We start from the raw sequence: 19917 nt of genomic DNA, 5'->3' as shown, positions 1-19917 counted from the left end.
TAAGTACCGGCTTACGCCGGCACTTGGAGCTTTTGATGAATATGGGTTAGCGCTAAGTCCAACACATCTTCAATATTAATGTTCGTCGTATCGATAATAAGTGCGTCTTCGGCTGGCACCAAAGGAGCGACACTACGATTCATATCGCGGTCGTCACGCTCTTTTATCTCAGACAAAAGTTGATCGATATTAACATCGAAGCCCTTGTCCTGCAACTGATTATAGCGTCTTTGCGCTCTTTCTTCCGCCGACGCAGTTAAATATAATTTCGCTGGCGTCGTTGGAAATACAATAGTTCCCATATCACGACCGTCAGCAATCAAACCAGGTGCTTCGGCAAATGCACGCTGACGACGTAGTAACGCTTCCCTAACACGTGGGAATGCCGCTACTTTAGATGCCGCATTAGAGCATTCTTGGCTACGTATCGTAATAGATACATCTTCGCCCTCTAATACAACTTTTATACCTTTACTTTCATTACCCGTAACAAACTGCACGTCCAAATGTGCAGCAAGTAATGTTAACGCTTCTTCATTATCTAGTTCTACATTGTGATGAATAGCAGCTAACGCTAATACACGGTAAATTGCACCACTATCGAGTAACTTGTAGCCTAATCGCTCAGCAAGTAACTGACTAATAGTACCTTTTCCCGCACCGCTTGGGCCGTCAACAGTGACAACAGGCGCCCTTTCTGACATAAAATCCTCCACAAGAAATTCCATCTTCCTTGATATAACCGAAAAATGAGCGCGCGCATTATAAACCATGTAACTTAAGAAAGCGGCAAAAACTTCAAATATTCGGGAACTTGGTTCAGCTAAGCTTCAGGTTTAAAAGGCTGACACCTGAAGCTTAATACTGCTTTTAGGTCAATTTAATGAGCAAGCGAATTAAATTGATTAAAATAATCGGGGAAGGTTTTAGAGGTACACTCAGGCTCATTAATAGTAATGCCACAATCGGCAAATGCCATCATAGAAAAACACATTGCCATACGATGATCGCTATAGGTATCAATAGCAGCTGTATTTAGTTCCGCCGGAGGCGTAACACTGATGTAATCGTGGCCTTCATCGACAATTGCCCCCACTTTTCTCAGTTCTGTTGCCATTGCCGCTAAGCGATCTGTCTCTTTAATACGCCAGTTATAAATATTACGAATATGGGTTGTGCCGGTTGCAAATAGCGCCGTCGTTGCAATCGTCATTGCTGCATCAGGAATGTGGTTCATGTCAAGGTCGACCGCAGTTAGCTTTGCTCCACGAGAAATAATGTAATCATCGCCCCACTCAATCTCTGCGCCCATCTGCTGTAATACATCGGCAAACTTTACATCACCTTGAATGCTGAGTTTACCTACGCCAGTAACTTTCACTTCACCGCCTTGAATAGCGCCTGCAGCAAGAAAATACGACGCAGAGGATGCATCGCCCTCTACCAGTACTTTACCCGGAGAAACATAACGTTGCCCCGCTTTTATAACAAACGATGCGTAATCGTTGTTTTGAACCTTAACCCCAAACTGTGCCATCAAAGCGAGTGTAATATCGATGTAAGGTTTAGAGACTAATTCGCCCTTAATCTGAATATTCACATCATCTTTCGCTAAAGGGGCAACCATAAGTAGTGCGGTTAAGAACTGGCTAGAAAGATCGCCCGCAATTTCTACGTTGCCACCATTTAGTCCAGTGGATGAAATACTTAAAGGTGGAAAACCATCATTTTTTAAGTAACTCACCTCTGCACCAAGTTGACGTAACGCATCAACTAGATCGCCAATGGGGCGCTCCTCCATACGGGGTTCACCCGTTAATGTGAAATCACCTTGGCCAAGTGTTAACGCAGCGCACAAAGGACGCATGGCCGTTCCGGCATTACCTAAAAATAGGGTTTGCGCTTCACTCGCGTTTAATGGCCCCGCTAATCCGTCTAATTCACACACTGTGTTGTTATTCGATAGACGATAGCTGACACCTAACTGCTTAAGTGAGGCCAACATATAACGAATATCGTCGGAGTCCAGTAAATTGGTGAGTGTCGTGGTTCCTTCGGCAAGGGTTGCCAATAATAAAGCACGATTTGAAATACTTTTTGAACCAGGAATATTAATGGTACCTGACACTTTTTTGATCGGCTCTAATCGTAATTGATTCATTGCATACTTCTTAATATTGCTGCGGGAGTCAAACTCGCCCGCTGGTTAACAGTAGATGTTCATGCTAGAAGACGTAATGCGGTCACCACGACAAAATGACCGTCAACTGAGCATTTGTTTGAACTTCGTTGTTATAAAATTACTCATTGCGCCGAAGGATTCAACACTTTTTTATAAAAATCGACCTTTAATAGACGAAATCTTCTCAAGTATCGATAAGTCAGACTTTAAGCGTGTTGTTTAAGGTCGATTTTTTATGCGAAATTTTGAGTGGAACTAAAAATTTCCGGATCTTGTTATGATGAAAATTATTATAAAACCTATCCATTTTTACATTTATTAAGTTACTCTAAGTTAATAATGAAAACGGCTGAACACTTGCCGATAACAGAAGAGGTAACCTCAGACATGTTCAACAAATTAACCGCTATGCCTGCCGATCCCATCTTAGGTTTACTCACTAAATACCGTGAAGATAGCCAGCCTCAAAAAGTCGATCTAGGCGTAGGTGTTTATAAAGATGAGTCTGGTCACACCCCGATCCTCTCCTGTGTGAAAAAGGCTGAGAAATTCCGATTAGAGACTGAGGCAACAAAAGTTTACATCGGACCAACAGGTTCAGCCGATTTTAATCGTCTTATGTCTGAGCTGGCTTTTGGTATAGATAACCCTGCAATTCTCGCCAACCGAGTCCGCACCGTATCAACGCCAGGCGGTACGGGAGCATTAAGAGTGGCAGCCGACTTTATTAAACGCTGCAACCCAAATACTGTTTTGTGGGTCAGCGATCCGACTTGGGCCAACCACACTGGATTATTTGAAGCAGCGGGTATTACCGTCAAGACCTACCCATACTATGATTACGATTCAAAATCACTAAAGTTCGATGAAATGAAGGCTGCGCTGTCACAAGTGAGTTCCGATGATGTCGTGCTGCTGCACGCGTGTTGCCACAACCCAAGCGGTATGGACTTAACACCAGCCCAGTGGGACGAAATCATTGCTCTTACAGCCGAAAACGGTTTTACACCACTTATCGATATGGCCTATCAGGGCTTTGGTGATGGCGTTGATGAAGATGCTTATGGCGTACGTAAGATGGCTGCGACGGTTCAGAATATGATCCTATGCAGTTCATGCTCAAAAAACTTTGGATTATATCGAGAGCGTATTGGAGCCTGCAGTATCGTAGGCAGTGACTCTACCCGTGCCGACATTGCTTTCTCAGTACTTTTGTATGTTGTGCGCTGTATTTACTCAATGCCACCAGCACATGGCGCAGCTATTGTTGAAACCATTCTTGGCTCAGATGAGCTTAAACAGCAATGGCTCGATGAGCTAAAGGAGATGCGTGAACGCATTAATGGTAATCGTGCCATGCTGGTTAATAAGTTAAAAGAAAAAGGCGTACAACGTGATTTTGACTTTATTGCAGAGCAAAAAGGCATGTTTTCCTTCCTAGGGATCACCCCAGCCCAAGTTGCAGAGCTGCAAGAACATTACAGCGTATACATGGTAGATTCTAGCCGCATCAGCATAGCGGGCATTGGCACAGGCAATGTTGATTACCTAGCCGAGTCCATTGCCAAAGTCATCTGTTAAGAATTTATATATAAAGCAATTAAAAAAGCCGACACTTCTATGTGTCGGCTTTCTTTTTAAGCTGGAGCTAGCATATGTTTAAGCATTTTTAGCTGCAAACGCCCTCATAAATCCGACTAGAGCATCTACGCCTGCTAATGGCATAGCGTTATACAAACTCGCTCGCATACCACCAACACTACGATGCCCTTTTAGCGCGACGAGCCCGGCAGCTTGAGCCTCGGCTAAAAACTGACTATCTAGCTGAGAATTGGTTAGCTGGAATGTAATATTCATACGGCTACGATTCTCTTTTGCTACGCCGCTGACGTAGAAATCTAGCTCGTCGATACACTCATACAAGCGCCTAGCCTTCTCGATATTGAGTTTCTCCATCTCAGTTACTCCCCCAACGCATTTGAGCCAAGCAAATACTTCGGCGGCTAAGTACCATGCAAAGGTCGGCGGAGTGTTATACATGGAGTCGTTTTCTACCGCTAAGCGATAATCCATGATGGATGATTGCGGCAAACTTGGTAGGGCCAACATATCATCACGGACGATTACGATACTTAAACCCGATGGCCCGATGTTCTTCTGCGCACCCGCATAAATCAAACCGAACTGACTAACATCAATCTTACGCGACAAAATGTTAGAAGACATATCGGCAATAACAGGCCACGGACTGTTAATATCATCAAAAATTTCGATACCATCAACAGTCTCATTTGGACAGTAGTGAACGTAGCGATAATCTTTATCTATTTTACTTAAATCTGGCAGGGTAACTCGGTTTAAACAATTGACAGCACTGACTAGCTCTATGCTATCAATATTTGCCTTACCGACTAGCTTTTCAGCCTCTTCAGCCGCAGCCTTTGACCAGCTTCCATCGACAAGATAGAGGGCTCGACCATCATTACCAAGAAAATTATTCACAACAGCAGAGAATTGGCCACGACCACCACCGTGCATAAACAGCACATGGTAATTGGATGGGATCTCCATCAGAGCGCGTAAGTCCGCTTCTGCTTGCTCGGTTAACGCGATGAACTCCTTACTACGATGACTAATTTCCATAACGGAAATACCTAGGCCATTCCAGTTTAACAGTTCTTTCTGAGCCTTTTGCATAACAGCAGGGGGGAGCATGGCTGGGCCTGCACAGAAGTTGAAAATCGCGCTCACAGTGTTGTCCTTCTATTATCAGTAGAAACATTAGGGTATAGCTATTCGTTATACCAATCAGTATATCCCAACTATTTGGCAGCTAACATTAAAAAATCAAATAACCGCCCCTAAATTAAGCCATATCAATTCACTATTTTTGAATTTTAATATCTGCTTTTGCTAACATTATGGTTAAGATACTGCTCAGGTTAGTGTTATACCCAAACAACTTCAAGATGCAGGATTCAGCATGTCGAGAAGTGACAGAGTTCAAGGCATGAAATTGTAGGACTAGTTATTCTAATTCAATATTTCATAACACAGAAAAATGTTGCTTCTCGCCGTGCCCTACGGGAGTTCCCGTAGAATACCTGCACGGCGTTAGTGATATCGAAAAGGGAATAACCATTATCCTCAATCACTGCCTTGTTCAGCTATCCTACGGGAGCTCTGAAACGAGCATCTTGAGGTTGCTTGGGTATACTAGTGAAATGTTAGAAATAATCACGTTTTATACTCGCATTACTCGTAACCTAAGCCTTTGGGCATAGCATCAATAGAGATGTTTTTAAGTGACCATCTATTGTTAGTAGCTTAAGTCACAACAAATATACTAAACAGACCGTTATAACGGCACATTGGACTTGTACATGCTTTTAAAACCTTTCCTCCTTATCGGCTCCTTATCTATAGGGTCTTTGCTTACGCTTGTGCAAGTATCAGCTGCAGAGTCTCAATATTCCGATCTCTCAAATAGTTTCAAAAAACGCTTCAACCATGAATTAAGAGAAAACAAACTTCCCGGCGGCGCTTTCGTAATCGTTGAAGCAGATAATGTTTTAAAGTTAGGTACCTATGGAAAAAGAAGTAAAGGCAGTAATCCAAATATTAATGCTGACACAGTCTTTAGACTCGCCTCAGTCTCTAAAACCTTTGCAGGTACCCTGGCGTCCATGTTGGTCGAAGAGGGAAAGCTGGATTGGCAACAACCTATTGCTAGTTATTTACCGGAATTTACTTTAGCTGATCAGCAAAATGCAAAACTCATTAATTTAGGCCATATCATTGGTCATAGTACTGGCTTAATGCCCAATAGTTACGACAATTTGATCAACGCGAACGTCAATCTTACTAAAATTGTCAGCAAGTTTGATGAGCTTAGCCCTATTTGCCAACCGGGGATCTGCTATGGCTATCAAAATGTGGCGTTTTCTTTTATCAAAGAAGCCATAGAACAACAATCGACTTTCAGCTACGCCAACTTTATACAGAAACGGATCTTTGCTCCATTAAGTATGAGCTCTGCCTCTGTGGGCTACGACGCGTTTCTAAATGAAAGTAACCGAGCGGAACCCCACGTCAAAACCAAATCAGGATTTCAGCAGGTTAAAGTTAAACCCAACTATTATCAGCTCGCCCCCGCAGCTGGTGTTAATGCGAGTATTACCGATCTTTCAAAATGGCTAATGGCGAATTTAGGCCAAAACCCCGAAGTAATCTCAGCAAGTATGATAGAGGATATAACCACGCCAGGGGTTAAGACCACCAAAGAGTTACGCCGCCGAGATTGGCGCCCTTTCCTCGATAGTGCCCATTACGGTAAAGGTTGGCGCATCTATGAGTTCAACGGACGGCCGCTTATCTATCATGCAGGATGGGTTTCAGGTTATGTCGCAGAAATATCTTACTCACCGGAGCTCAATATTGGTATGGCGATGTTATTGAATGGCGAATCCAGAGTCATCGCTAAGTTAAGTGCTGAGTTTTGGCAGGATGCGTTTAAACGAGCCGACAAGCTTGGAATATAAGCGGCTGTAGCAGCCGCTATTGGTCGTTTGTTCATACCAAAGCTTAAATCATCTGAAAGTAAAAGATCCACCTTCTGAAGAAGGTGGCTTTGCCCATCTGTTATAAAGCAGACTCCCTAAAAGGGAGCTTTCCTACCGTGCGTTAAGAAGACGCCGTAAATATATCCCTATAGGCCTTTCTTTAAAGCATGGGCTAAATCACTGACTGCCATGGATTGGCGGAAATGCCAACAAATGTAGGGAACATTTGTGGCCCTGATTTAGAAGCTTGTACCGCACCATTAGCAAAGCTCACGTATCACTTGAGTTAATAAGCTATGTTTAATGAACTTATAAGCCGTGTATCGCAGGGATGCTAAGCTTGCCTCCATGGACACTTTCTTTTCAAACAAAAGTCGGCGTGCTTATAAGTCGTTAAACATTGCCTTACTCCGCAATGCCATTGAGCGTACTTCAGGCTGAGCCAAATTGATGATAACCACCTACTGAAGTGGTTTAGGGCTAAAAACAAAAAAGGATGCCATTGGCATCCTTTTTTTCAAATCAATACATCATCTCATTGATGAATATTAATCTTCAATTTTTGGTGTTTCAGTCACTTCAGCTTCGGTATTGACAGCTTCTGCTTGAACTTCTGTTCCTGCAGCGCCTTCAACGATGATAGGGTTACCCTCTTCATCAAGCTCAACATCAGGAACTTGAATTTCATCGATACGTTGTAGACCAACAACTTTCTCATCTTCAGCGGTACGAATAATGGTCACACCTTGAGTGTTACGACCAATGCTTGATACGCCAGTAGCTGGAGTACGTACTAAAGTACCCTTGTTACTGATCAGCATGATCTCATCATTTTCGCCAACTTGTACTGCACCAACTACGGCGCCGTTACGTTCGCTCACTTTGATAGAGACAACACCTTTCGTACCACGGCTCTTAGCTGGATATTCGGCTAAATCGGTACGCTTACCATAACCGTTCTCGGTCACAGTTAAGATATCACCCTCACCCTTAGGTACAATTAGCGATACAACAGTTTGGCCATCTTCAAGCTTAATACCACGAACACCCGTTGCAGTACGTCCCATCGCACGTAGTGCGATAACTTCTTCGCCTGTTTCAGGATCAATTTTCACTTCACCTGTTTCAGAGCTACGGGCTTTCTCGTTAAAGCGAACCACTTTACCTTCATTCGAGAACAGCATGATATCGTCATTACCATCGGTAATATCAACACCAATCAACTGGTCACCATCTTTAAGGTTTACAGCGATAATACCGTTTACACGTGGGTTGCTATAAGCCGTTAGTGCAGTCTTCTTAACTGTACCGTGAGACGTCGCCATAATGATGTACTTGTCTTCAGCGTATTCGCGAACAGGTAGAATCGCAGTGATACGCTCACCTTCTGCCAACGGTAACAAGTTAACAATTGGGCGACCACGTGCTGTACGGCTTGCCAATGGCAATTGGTAAACTTTCAGCCAGTACATCTTACCAAAGTCAGAGAAGCACAAGATGGTGTCATGAGTGTTAGCTACCAATAGTTTTTCAACGAAATCTTCGTCTTTCACTTTAGTTGCAGCTTTACCCTTACCACCACGGCGTTGAGCCTGATAATCAGATAGAACTTGGTACTTGGCATAACCAAGGTGCGACAGTGTAACTACAACGTCTTCTTCATTGATAAGATCTTCTAGACTCATATCAACTTCGTTAGCGTTAATAACAGTACGGCGCTCGTCACCAAAGTTTGTCAGAACTTCTTCAAGTTCTTCTTTAATCACTTCCATCAAACGCTCTGGGCTACCAAGAATGAATAGTAATGCCGCGATGATTTCTAGTAGTTCTTCGTATTCAGCAATGATCTTGTCATGTTCTAGACCGGTTAAACGGTGTAAACGTAGTTCAAGGATCGCTTGAGCTTGTTGCTCAGTCAGATAGTACTTATCGTCGCGAATACCAAATTCAGGCTCTAGCCACTCAGGACGGGCTGCGTCATCGCCTGCTTTTTCAAGCATGCCTTTAACGTGGCCAAGTTCCCAACCTTCTGCAACTAGCTTCACTTTCGCTTCGGCTGGAGTCGGAGATGCCTTAATCAAGGCGATAATTGGGTCGATGTTTGCAAGCGCCACCGCTAACGCTTCAAGAATATGCGCGCGTTCACGTGCTTTACGTAATTCAAATACGGTACGACGAGTAACCACTTCACGACGGTGAAGAATAAAGCACTCTAGCATCTCTTTTAAATTAAATAGTTTTGGCTGACCATTGGTCAGAGCAACCATGTTAATACCAAAAGAGCACTGCATTTGAGTTTGTGCGTAAAGGTTATTTAGAACAACCTCGCCCACTTCACCACGCTTGATCTCGATAACAATACGCATGCCGTCTTTATCAGACTCGTCGCGTAGACCACTAATACCTTCGATCTTCTTATCTTTAACTAGCTCGGCAATTTTTTCAATCAAACGCGCTTTGTTAACCTGATATGGAATTTCGTGAACGATAATTCGCTCGCGGCCATTCTCTTCTTCGATCTCTGCACGAGCACGCATAACCGCACGGCCACGGCCGGTTTTATACGCATCGATAATGCCTTTACGGCCATTAATAATCGCTGCAGTTGGGAAGTCAGGACCTGGAATGTATTCCATCAATTGTTCGATAGATAATGCAGGGTCTTCGATTAGTGCTAAACAACCGCTGATAACTTCATTCAAGTTATGTGGCGGAATGTTTGTAGCCATACCAACCGCAATACCTGACGAACCATTCACTAGTAGTGTTGGAATGCGTGTTGGTAGAACGGCAGGAATAAACTCGGTGCCATCGTAGTTTGGAACGAAGTCAACGGTCTCTTTCTCAAGGTCGGCTAAAAGCTGATGTGCCACCTTGTCCATACGGATTTCGGTATAACGCATTGCAGCTGCGGCGTCGCCATCGACAGAACCGAAGTTACCTTGACCGTCAATAAGTGGGTAACGCATAGAGAAAGGCTGAGCCAAACGAACGATTGTGTCATATACAGCGGTATCACCATGCGGGTGATACTTACCGATTACGTCACCAACGACACGGGCAGACTTTTTATAAGGCTTGTTCCAGTCGTTTTTCAATTCGCTCATGGCGAAAAGTACGCGGCGATGTACCGGTTTTAAACCGTCACGAACGTCAGGCAGTGCACGGCCAACGATTACGCTCATGGCGTAATCTAAGTATGAATTTTTTAATTCGTCTTCAATATTAATTGGTGTTATAGATGAAGCCAGATCAGTCATAAACTGCTCGATCCCCTGAAATTTAGCGTGCTATTCTTATTTCCTAAAATAGCTATGCTTGAAAACGTGATTTGGCATTCTAACACAGTTATTTTATGGCGCTAGACCCAAACATCGATTCATTTTAAATAACCAGATAAAGTCAATTCACTTGATTAAAATCAAGGCATAGGCACAATTTTTCATCACATTGTTCCGCAAAATCATTACTTGTTTGTTTATTGCCACTATTCATTATAATCTGACGCTAAAGACGGTTTTGTCACTGTGAGGTAATTAAAGTGCAAACACATAATAATGTTGATCCACAAGAGATCGCGAAGTTTGAGAAAATGGCCGCCACTTGGTGGGACCCTAAAGGCGAATTCAAACCACTACACAACTTAAACCCATTGCGCCTTAACTATATAGACCAAACCGCTGGCGGTATTTTTGGTAAACAAGTGCTAGATGTTGGTTGTGGCGGCGGGATCCTGTCTGAAAGCATGGCGAGAATAGGCGCCAATGTTACCGGCCTCGATATGGGCGATGAGCCTTTAGATGTCGCGAGGCTGCATGCCTTAGAAACTGGCGTTGAAATAAACTATATCAAAAACACTGCAGAAGCCCATAGAGATGAACATCGTGGTCAATATGATGTCGTTACCTGCATGGAAATGCTTGAACACGTTCCTAATCCAAGTTCTGTTATTCAAGCCTGCGCCGATATGGTCAAACCCGGTGGCTATGTGTTCTTCTCAACGATTAACCGTAACCTACGCGCATATGTTGAAACCATCTTAGGTGCTGAGTACCTATTAAAGATGTTACCTATCGGCACCCACGACCATAATAAATTTATCAGGCCTTCAGAGCTTATCGATTTAGCCGATAATGCAGAACTGTTCTGCAAAGATGCTGTCGGGATCACCTATAACCCAATTACAGACATTTTTAGATATACTAAGAGTCTTGAAGTGAACTATATGATTGCCACGGTTAAAAATGACTAAGGCAGAAGCATTACAGATTAAAGGCGTACTGTTCGATCTCGATGGTACGCTAGTCGATACCGCGCCAGATATGATTGAGGCTCTCAACATCAGTCTAGAAGCCCATGGGCATTCACGGGTGCCATTCGAGCAGATCCGCGACAGTGCGTCCCATGGCAGCATAGCCATGATTAGGGCGGCCCTGCCCCATATTGATGAGCAATACATTGCCCAATTACAGCAATCACTCTTCGATAACTATGAGCGTATAAACGGTAACGATTGCTGTTTATTTGAAGGCTTAGACAGGTTACTCGAAACGCTTCACGGGCTTTCTATTCCGTATGGTGTGGTAACCAATAAACCAGCTCGCTTCTCACGACCGCTACTCAATCGACTCGGCCTTACGGCAAAAATGCCTACTGTGATAAGCGGAGACACAACGCTTTATTCCAAGCCTCATACGGCGCCTATGCATTTAGCCGCGCAGCAACTTAAGGTATTGCCTGAGCATATTCTGTATTTAGGTGATGCAGAGCGCGATCTTGTCGCGGCTAAAGCGGCAAATATGATCTCAGGTCTTGCCCTGTGGGGTTATATTGGCGCTAATGATGATATTTCGCTTTGGCCTGCCGATCTCAGCTTTGAGACTGGCGGTCATTTAGCTGATTTTTTTACGGTTATGCAGCAGAGTTAATTTTCTAAGCGTACACATTTTAATCCATGATGATTTAGGCTTGTAAACTTCATACTAAAGTCGTCAAAATGATCTGCCTGGATCGCTCAACTAAGTGGCGATCCGACAGATCATTTTTATTTGTTCATTTATCCGCCAGTGAAAAGGAAATCAAACCAAAACAAGCTTTAACGGTTAGCCGTTACTAACAGGCTGATTTATCCTCAAGATATCCACAACTTGTCCCCTAAATTCCCACTTGCAAAAAACCATTAACCTCACTATCTTGTAGTTATTGAAACTCAAAACACCATATATAGTGTGTGAGTGACGAAAGCAGGCACTATTTAGTCGTTTGTGTCAACAAAAAGGAACTCTCCGTTTTTCGGTTAAAACTGCTTGTTTACAAGGAAACGTACGGTGCACCTGAACGGGTCACTTTCATAAATATAAAAACCAAGGTTTATCTTTAATGAATAGCAATATGACAGTCACAAAGCGTAGTGGCGAACGTGAGACTATCGATCTCGATAAAATCCATCGCGTTATCGAGTGGGCGGCAAAAGGACTAAACAACGTCTCTGTATCTGAAGTTGAACTGCGCTCTCACCTGCAGTTTTTTGACGGCATTGCCACTGAAGCCATCCATGAGACTATCATTAAAGCTGCTGCAGATTTAATCTCTCCAGAATCACCAGATTATCAGTTCCTGTCTGCACGCTTAGCTGTTTTCCATCTTCGTAAGAAAGCTTTTGGTCAATTTGAGCCACCTAAGCTTTACGATCATGTGGTTAAGTTGATAGAGCTTGGTAAGTACGATCAGCATATTCTAGAAGACTACAGTCAAGAAGAGATCGATACCCTAGATAGCTATATCGATCACTGGCGTGATATGAACTTCTCTTATGCTGCAGTTAAGCAACTTGAAGGTAAATACCTAGTTCAAAACCGTGTAACCCACGAGATCTACGAAAGTGCCCAGTTCCTGTATATCTTGGTTGCTGCTTGCCTATTTGCTAAGTATCCAAAAGAGACGCGCCTTCAGTACGTTAAAGATTTCTACGACGCGACATCTACATTTAAGATCTCGCTACCAACACCTATCATGGCCGGTGTACGTACGCCTACACGTCAGTTCAGCTCATGTGTATTGATTGAGTGTGGTGACAGCCTTGATTCAATTAATGCTACCTCATCGTCAATCGTTAAGTACGTGTCACAACGTGCTGGTATCGGCGTCAATGCTGGCCGTATTCGTGCCCTAGGTAGTCCAATCCGTGGTGGTGAAGCATTCCATACAGGTTGTTTACCATTTTATAAGTATTTCCAGACTGCGGTTAAATCTTGTTCTCAAGGTGGCGTACGTGGTGGTGCAGCTACCCTATTCTACCCAATGTGGCACCTAGAAGTTGAATCACTGTTAGTACTTAAGAACAACCGTGGTGTTGATGATAACCGTATCCGTCATTTAGATTACGGCGTTCAAATCAACAAAGTTATGTATCAACGTCTTATTCAAGGCGGCATGATCAGCTTGTTCAGCCCATCAGATGTACCAGGTATGTACGATGCATTCTTCGAGGACCAAGAAGAATTCGAGCGTCTGTATCTTAAATATGAAGCTGATGACAGTATTCGTAAGAAACAGATTAAAGCCGTTGAGTTATTCTCGTTAATGATGCAAGAGCGCGCCTCTACCGGTCGTATCTACATTCAAAACGTTGACCACTGTAATACCCACAGTCCATTTGACTCTAAGGTTGCACCAGTTCGTCAGTCTAACTTGTGCCTTGAGATTGCATTGCCAACTAAGCCGTTAAACAACATTAACGATCCTGATGGCGAGATTGCACTTTGTACACTGTCAGCACTTAACTTAGGTGCTATCAAGAAGTTAGAAGAATTAGAGCCATTGGCCGATCTTGCTGTACGTGCACTCGATAACCTACTGGATTATCAAGATTACCCAATCATCTCAGCTCAAAAAGCGTCAATGAATCGCCGCACACTGGGTATAGGCGTAATTAACTTTGCTAACTACTTAGCAAAAGAAGGCGTACGTTACTCAGACGGCTCAGCGAACGGCATTACTCACAAGACTTTTGAAGCGATTCAATTCTACCTATTGAAGGCATCGATGAAGCTGGCTAAGGAACAAGGCGCCTGCCCTGCGTTCCATGAGACAACTTACTCTAAAGGTATTTTACCAATTGATACCTACAAGCGTGATTTAGATAAGATTTGCGATGAGCCATTGCACCTAGATTGGGAAACGTTGCGTGAAGAGATCAAGACTCACGGTCTACGTAACTCTACCCTTTCTGCGCTAATGCCATCAGAGACCTCTTCGCAGATCTCAAACGCAACTAACGGTATTGAGCCACCACGTGGTTTAATCAGCGTTAAAGCCAGTAAAGATGGTCAGCTAAAGCAAGTAGTACCTGACTTTGAAAAGTACCAGTATAGCTATGAGTTACTATGGCAAATGCCTAATAACGATGGTTACTTACAGTTAGTCGGTTTAATGCAGAAGTTCGTCGATCAGTCGATTTCAGCTAACACCAACTACGACCCTAGTCGTTTTGAGGGTGGCCGAGTACCGATGAAGGTACTATTAAAAGACTTATTAACCGCTTACAAATATGGTGTGAAGACACTTTACTATCACAATACTCGTGATGGAGCTTCAGATAGTCATGACGATATCACTGCCATCGAGAAAGAAGATGACAGTTGCGCTGGCGGCGCATGTAAGATCTAACCCAAGATATTAATCATTAGTATTAAACGTTAATTTAAGGGGGCCTAGCCCCCATTATCGGAAGATAGAAAAATGGCCTATTCAACATTTTGTCAAACTCCAAACAACGCAATGCTAGAGCCTATGTTTCTTGGGCAATCAGTAAACGTAGCGCGTTATGACCAACAAAAATATGAAGTATTCGAAAAGCTAATCGAAAAGCAGCTTTCTTTCTTCTGGCGTCCTGAAGAAGTTGACGTTAGCCGAGATAAAATCGATTACGCTGCATTGCCTGAGCATGAAAAGCATATTTTCATTTCGAACCTGAAATATCAAACTCTGCTTGATTCAATTCAAGGCCGTTCACCAAACGTTGCCTTCTTGCCACTGGTATCACTACCAGAGTTAGAAACATGGATTGAGACCTGGTCATTCTCTGAGACGATTCACTCACGTTCGTACACTCATATTATTCGTAATATTGTTAACGATCCTTCAATCGTATTTAACGACATCGTAGAAAATGAAGAGATCTTAAAGCGCGCTAGCGATATCGCTAACTATTACGATCACTTGATTAAGCTAAGCCAGGCTTATCACCTATTAGGTGAAGGTAGCCACGAGATCGACGGCGAAATCATTGAAGTCACTAAGCGTGAAATCAAGAAAGCGCTGTACCTATGTATGGTATCGGTTAACGTACTCGAAGCTATCCGCTTCTACGTCAGTTTTGCTTGTTCATTTGCCTTTGCCGAGCGCAAGGTTATGGAAGGTAATGCAAAGATTATTCGCTTGATCGCTCGCGATGAAGCATTGCATCTAAACAGCACTCAGCATATTTTAAAGATTATGCATGCTGGTAAAGACGACCCTGAAATGGCCGAAATTGCTAAAGAGTGCGAGCAAACTGCAATTGATATTTTTATCAAAGCAGCCGAGCAGGAAAAAGAGTGGGCTAAATACCTATTTAAAGATGGTTCTATGATTGGTCTAAACGAAACCATTCTGTGCCAATACGTTGAATACATCACTAACGAGCGCATGAAAGCGGTGAACTTTGCTTCTCCTTATGCAGAGCAAACTAACCCACTACCATGGATGAAGAACTGGTTAGAGAGTGATTCAGTGCAAGTTGCACCGCAAGAAGTAGAAGTCTCTTCTTATCTTGTTGGTCAAATCGATTCTTCAATCGATGACAATGAGTTCTCAGACTTTGACCTCTAAGCCTGTCAGCTTTAGTCAAGCAAGCTTTAAGAAGGCTCCGATTGTGAGTCTTCAAGGCATGCCGGTGTTGCTGTTTAATCAGCAGCACCAGACTTTGCTTGAAGCGCTTGAACAAAAGAAGGTTAAGATATTCTCTGAATGTCGCAGTGGTTTTTGTGGGCAATGCAAAACTAAAGTCAAAAGCGGTAAAGTCACTTATATCAAAGAGCCTTTAGTCTCACTCGAGGCTGATGAATGCCTGCCCTGCTGCTGTATTCCTGAAAGTGATATTGATTTGGCGCTGTCAGCTGAAGGTGCAGAGGTTGTTGTACGTGCAGCCAGTCCTAAACCTGTCATTAATAGCGAATCCATTTCAGCTACCCCGTCAGTACCTGGCTAAGCTCAATTTCTCATTTCAAATTTCATCGCCAACTCGCTATCTAATTCAAGCTTAGTCTCTAGCCTACTGGTGACGAACTTGGGACTCTCAAGCTTCGCTTGACGAGAGTCGTGGCGCTTCGCCCACACCCAAGCCAAGGGGGAAAGCGCTTGCCCCCCTTAACAAACCCTCAGCGCCCCGACGGAGTTGTTGAACCTCACTCATTTTCGAAAATCACTATCGCCTCATATTCGCCGCCCAAGGCTCACCTAAGGCTACCTTGGCATCCATGCCTCGCTCACGTGATTTGTCTTCAATGACCTCGGCAACTCCGATGGGGGATTAGTGTTTTCTGCATGTGTCGTAACTCAGTTTTGCCCCAAAATGTTTTAGGTCAGTTTTTCTGTACAGCGTTCATTTTGGTATTTGACTTATTTTTCCTTATGTCAAAGCTCTAGCTATACGGCCAAATTTGCTCAGCTAGTACAACCACTACACTCTAATCAATTCAAAGAGATGCATATCATTGATTAACAGCCGATTTCTAGTAAAGTAGTTGCACTTAAAAAAGAACGAGCTAGCTCCTGGGGGGCATCTAAGTGTTTGTTAGTATTGAGAAGCTGTTAAATTCACTTCAGCATCATGTAAATAAAAACATTGATGAAACGCTCTACCAAAATAAGGCGTTCCTCTCAAGTAAATGGAACCTTTTAGAGCACAACATATTACGTTGGTCTCAAAGGCATAGTTATTACACCTTTCTCACCTTCGTCTTAGCTAGTTTACTTGTAGCCAATTTATTGCTTTGGAAAGAAGAATTAACTCCATTTGCTATCGAGTATTTTCCTAACTGGAGAAGACTAATCGACTGGCAAGGTGGTTTTCTTGCTGGTCAGTTAACCATTGTCGGTGTTGTATATCCACTTGTTATTGGTTTGATTGGTGTACTTTTTCAGAATAAGTCAGCTAAGAAGACATTGTTTCCTATTTATCAGCTGTACTCTGGCTTCATGTTTGCTGGTTTAAGTGGATTGTTTTTGTCCATCTTTATAATTGTGGGCTACTTCCTCAGCGCTAGTATGGATCAGTCAACTTATCTAGCGATTTGCATAACTACCGCGTTATGGTTGACATTTAATGTTTTATTAACGAGTTGGTTTTTTACAGCTACATTCTTGATGTTAGATGAAACGAAACGTGACAGGATAGTTGTTCGATTCACTATTCATGAACTATGTGAGACTGATATTAGGCACAGGATTCATGAATTATTACTACAAAACTCAGTAAGAAATAATGTTCTGGCTAACCCAGATGAGGGCGTACTCAAAGTAAGCACCTATAAGTTCTCTGATGATAAATACAATGAAATTATGGTTCCGTCACCAGATCCAATTCGAGTAACTAACGTCTACTTTTCAATCATCAATGCGATAATTCATTACCAAGTTAAGAAGCTCAAAGTGCTTCGTTGGCTTAATCGCCAGAGTTTGGTGAAGAGGCTAGTTTCGAAAAAAGGTTTTAGCTGGCTCCATTTAGATTTAAATGCTGAACCAGAATTTGTACTACAACCTATTTGGACTAATGAAAATGAAACAGGTCTAGTAATTGTTAGGTATTCTGGCTTCGATCTGGATTGGCTATCTAAGTTGTTGATTAAATTAAGCTTTACAATCAAGAAAAACAAATATAATGATGAAAGAAGCCTAACTTCCATGATGCTAGGCTTAGTTGGCTCAGCTAATGATTCGATTCGAGAAAAGAACATAGGAGAATTTAAATACGCTTTAGACAACATCGTGAAATGGCATATAGAGATTGCTTCTGCCTTAAGCTTTATTAACGATAATAAAGAAGACGATAATTGGCTTTTGTTGCCAACTACCAATTTTTTCAGTAGGAGCTATCTCGATGAAATTTTGACAGAATATTATCAAATTGCTAAATCTGCTGTCGAACTAATTCCTGAAAATATTGAATTCTTTGACGAAGTCATTTATTTGCATAAACGACTGTTTTCACGGCGGGAAAAACTGGTTAAGCGTGAAGGCTTTTTATTGATCCAAGGTAGTTACTTTACTTGGTCATTATTGATGGAATGGCGTTCATATAGTTCTTCCTCGTCAGATATGCGCGTGGCAAATAAATATGAAGACGTACTTTTTGATTTTGTTGGGTCGTGGGAGTCTTGGCTGGATTATATTGAACCGAGACGTAAACGGCTTGATAGCCTAACTGAGTCACTACCATTGTTCCTTGCCCATTTAGAGTTTACAGCGCATACCGCGATAACAGCTTTGAGGTATAACAATGACGAGGCTGCTGGATGGGGTGTTGACATGCTGAACAATTGGTGTGAAAAGCTATCAGTTAGAGATTATGGTCATGGACTAGAAGAATATAGATGGCACTCTGAATTAGTGACTCATGATATGTTGCTTAAAAGCTTAGATGACAAAAATTGGATTGTGATCTTAAATGGTCATCAGTTTAACCTTAAATCAGCTTTTAATATTGCATTTGAGAATGCAGCGTTTGACCTTAGAGTTATTACTGCTTGTTACATGTTGCTAAAACCGAACTTAAATGATAATGAAAGAATAAGACAATACATTAAAGCGTTACTTTCTAACGCTGCAATTCACCCAACAGGTGCAATTGGTCGAAGAACTAAGTCTATATCCAACGCTAGTGACGTAGTTGGAACGTATATTAGGCATAGGGATTATCCCAATTATGGAAGCGGTAGCTACGGCTCATGGATTTCAAAAGTACTTGAGTCCTTTGGGCGAGTTAATGAAAAGAGAAGAGTATCGGGTCGTATCTATTCAGGTTGGGGACGCAACGACGCTCAAAGTATGAATATTGCTTATGTTGAGATAGCAGTTTCCTTTTCAAATAGCCAATGGCAACTGGGACGTAAATGGTTCGATATTATTTTTTCGGATGCATTTCGCTATCAAGACCAACAATCCCTTGTTCGTGACTTACAAGAGTGGCTTAGATTGGTTGACGAAATCAAAGAACCATTCCTCATCTCTAAAGAACAATTTGATAGTAACCTAGATAACTTTAAAACTTCAATTCAACAAGTTATTGACCAACTAAACCAACGACAGAATCAGTTAGTTGCAGAGGCAGATATTGACGAAGATCTGATAACTAAATTTGGCATAGCTTGTTCCAAGGCTTTTATGGGCGAAGACGCGAACTTCGAGTTTCCTATAAATTTATTTAAATCGGTTGGTTTTAACGGCAATCCTGTGGAGGAAACCTTGTATAAATTAAATATACAGGGATATCATAAAGAAAATATTGCTAAAAACATTGAAGCCAATAGAGCTGTCAACGAGGAAAGTTGGCTTAAAGAATCAACCAGAAATAATGTTGAAGTAAATATTCTAAGAAAGCTATTGCAGTACAAAACTTCTAATTCAAAAGTCTATACCAATGCAGAAAACAACATTTTCGACATTTCTAACTTAACCAAAGATATTACAAATCCAGTGTTGTTTTCAGGAAGCTCAGAGTTGAATCAATTACTTCGAGAAGCAAGATACAAACCAGAAATAGCTAATAAGTTTGATATCTCCTTTATTGATGGCTTCGGGAATAACTATATCTGTAATCTGGGTGATATCATTGTATATAGTCTTCATTTTTCGGACGTAAACTTTAGTTTACTGACAACTAGAGATTTATTCGAATCAATCGTATTTGGCAAGGTTATGGATAATCAATTTGTAGAAGTAAATTATGTGCCATCTCAAAATGAAAATGTCGGTGAATTATCGATAAATTATTGGATGAAAGTGGATTTAGTGGATGAGCTACCTTGTATTAAAACTGAAATAAAGAGCATAGATAAAGAGTGATACTATAAACAGGTAGTGAAGTGTGTGCGTAACAGAAATTATGGTTGATCGACTTACTTTTAGTAATCT

The 19917-nt window shown here is 42.1% G+C and carries 12 protein-coding genes; 8 read left to right on the top strand and 4 right to left on the bottom strand.

The features are described 5' to 3' along the window. Nucleotides 1-11: 11 nt before the first annotated feature. Nucleotides 12-704 (bottom strand): (d)CMP kinase, encoded by a 693-nt coding sequence (cmk, locus tag SPEA_RS10855; RefSeq protein ID WP_012155308.1) that lies wholly within the window; start codon nt 702-704, stop codon nt 12-14. A 176-nt stretch (nt 705-880) separates the two neighbouring features. Next, nucleotides 881-2161: a 3-phosphoshikimate 1-carboxyvinyltransferase gene (gene aroA / locus SPEA_RS10850; protein WP_012155307.1), complete on the bottom strand. Its 1281-nt coding sequence runs from the start codon at nt 2159-2161 to the stop codon at nt 881-883. Nucleotides 2162-2569: 408 nt separating this feature from the next. Here aroA and SPEA_RS10845 point away from each other — a divergent pair, with 408 nt between their 5' ends. Beyond that, a complete protein-coding gene (locus SPEA_RS10845; protein WP_012155306.1) occupies nt 2570-3763 on the top strand; it encodes an amino acid aminotransferase in 1194 nt (397 codons plus the stop codon). 78 nt (nt 3764-3841) lie between these two features. On the opposite strand, the gene serC is transcribed toward SPEA_RS10845, so the two are convergent. Then, complete coding sequence (gene serC / locus SPEA_RS10840; RefSeq protein WP_012155305.1) at nt 3842-4933, bottom strand: 3-phosphoserine/phosphohydroxythreonine transaminase; 1092 nt, start codon at nt 4931-4933, stop codon at nt 3842-3844. A gap of 632 nt (nt 4934-5565) precedes the next feature. On the opposite strand from serC, the gene SPEA_RS10835 reads away from it, so the two are divergent. Continuing rightward, entirely contained in the window at nt 5566-6723 is a 1158-nt protein-coding gene (locus tag SPEA_RS10835; RefSeq protein WP_012155304.1) for a serine hydrolase domain-containing protein, read from the top strand. 569 nt (nt 6724-7292) lie between these two features. Here the strand turns inward: SPEA_RS10835 and gyrA are convergent. Further along, complete coding sequence (gyrA, locus tag SPEA_RS10830; RefSeq protein ID WP_012155303.1) at nt 7293-10004, bottom strand: DNA gyrase subunit A; 2712 nt, start codon at nt 10002-10004, stop codon at nt 7293-7295. A 281-nt stretch (nt 10005-10285) separates the two neighbouring features. On the opposite strand from gyrA, the gene ubiG reads away from it, so the two are divergent. From ubiG to SPEA_RS10800, 6 genes are all read left to right on the top strand, one after another. Further along, on the top strand, nt 10286-10996 hold the full coding sequence (gene ubiG / locus SPEA_RS10825) for a bifunctional 2-polyprenyl-6-hydroxyphenol methylase/3-demethylubiquinol 3-O-methyltransferase UbiG (RefSeq protein WP_012155302.1): 711 nt from the start codon (nt 10286-10288) through the stop codon (nt 10994-10996). Beyond that, on the top strand, nt 10989-11672 hold the full coding sequence (locus tag SPEA_RS10820) for an HAD family hydrolase (RefSeq protein WP_012155301.1): 684 nt from the start codon (nt 10989-10991) through the stop codon (nt 11670-11672). Before ubiG ends, SPEA_RS10820 begins: the two co-directional genes overlap by 8 nt. Before the next feature lie 451 nt (nt 11673-12123). Further along, on the top strand, nt 12124-14412 hold the full coding sequence (gene nrdA, locus SPEA_RS10815; RefSeq protein WP_012155300.1) for a class 1a ribonucleoside-diphosphate reductase subunit alpha: 2289 nt from the start codon (nt 12124-12126) through the stop codon (nt 14410-14412). Nucleotides 14413-14484: 72 nt separating this feature from the next. Continuing rightward, a complete protein-coding gene (gene nrdB / locus SPEA_RS10810) occupies nt 14485-15615 on the top strand; it encodes a class Ia ribonucleoside-diphosphate reductase subunit beta (protein ID WP_012155299.1) in 1131 nt (376 codons plus the stop codon). After that, nucleotides 15584-15994: a class I ribonucleotide reductase maintenance protein YfaE gene (yfaE, locus tag SPEA_RS10805; protein ID WP_012155298.1), complete on the top strand. Its 411-nt coding sequence runs from the start codon at nt 15584-15586 to the stop codon at nt 15992-15994. Before nrdB ends, yfaE begins: the two co-directional genes overlap by 32 nt. A 578-nt stretch (nt 15995-16572) precedes the next feature. Further along, nucleotides 16573-19848, top strand: coding sequence for a hypothetical protein (locus tag SPEA_RS10800; protein WP_012155297.1), 3276 nt, complete (start codon nt 16573-16575; stop codon nt 19846-19848). The last annotated feature ends 69 nt before the right edge of the window (nt 19849-19917 follow it).

It is taken from the genome of Shewanella pealeana ATCC 700345 (assembly GCF_000018285.1).
Classification (GTDB): Bacteria; Pseudomonadota; Gammaproteobacteria; order Enterobacterales; family Shewanellaceae; genus Shewanella; species Shewanella pealeana.
Note: the sequence above shows the minus strand (reverse complement) of the source record. Positions and strands in the feature narration are given on the sequence as shown.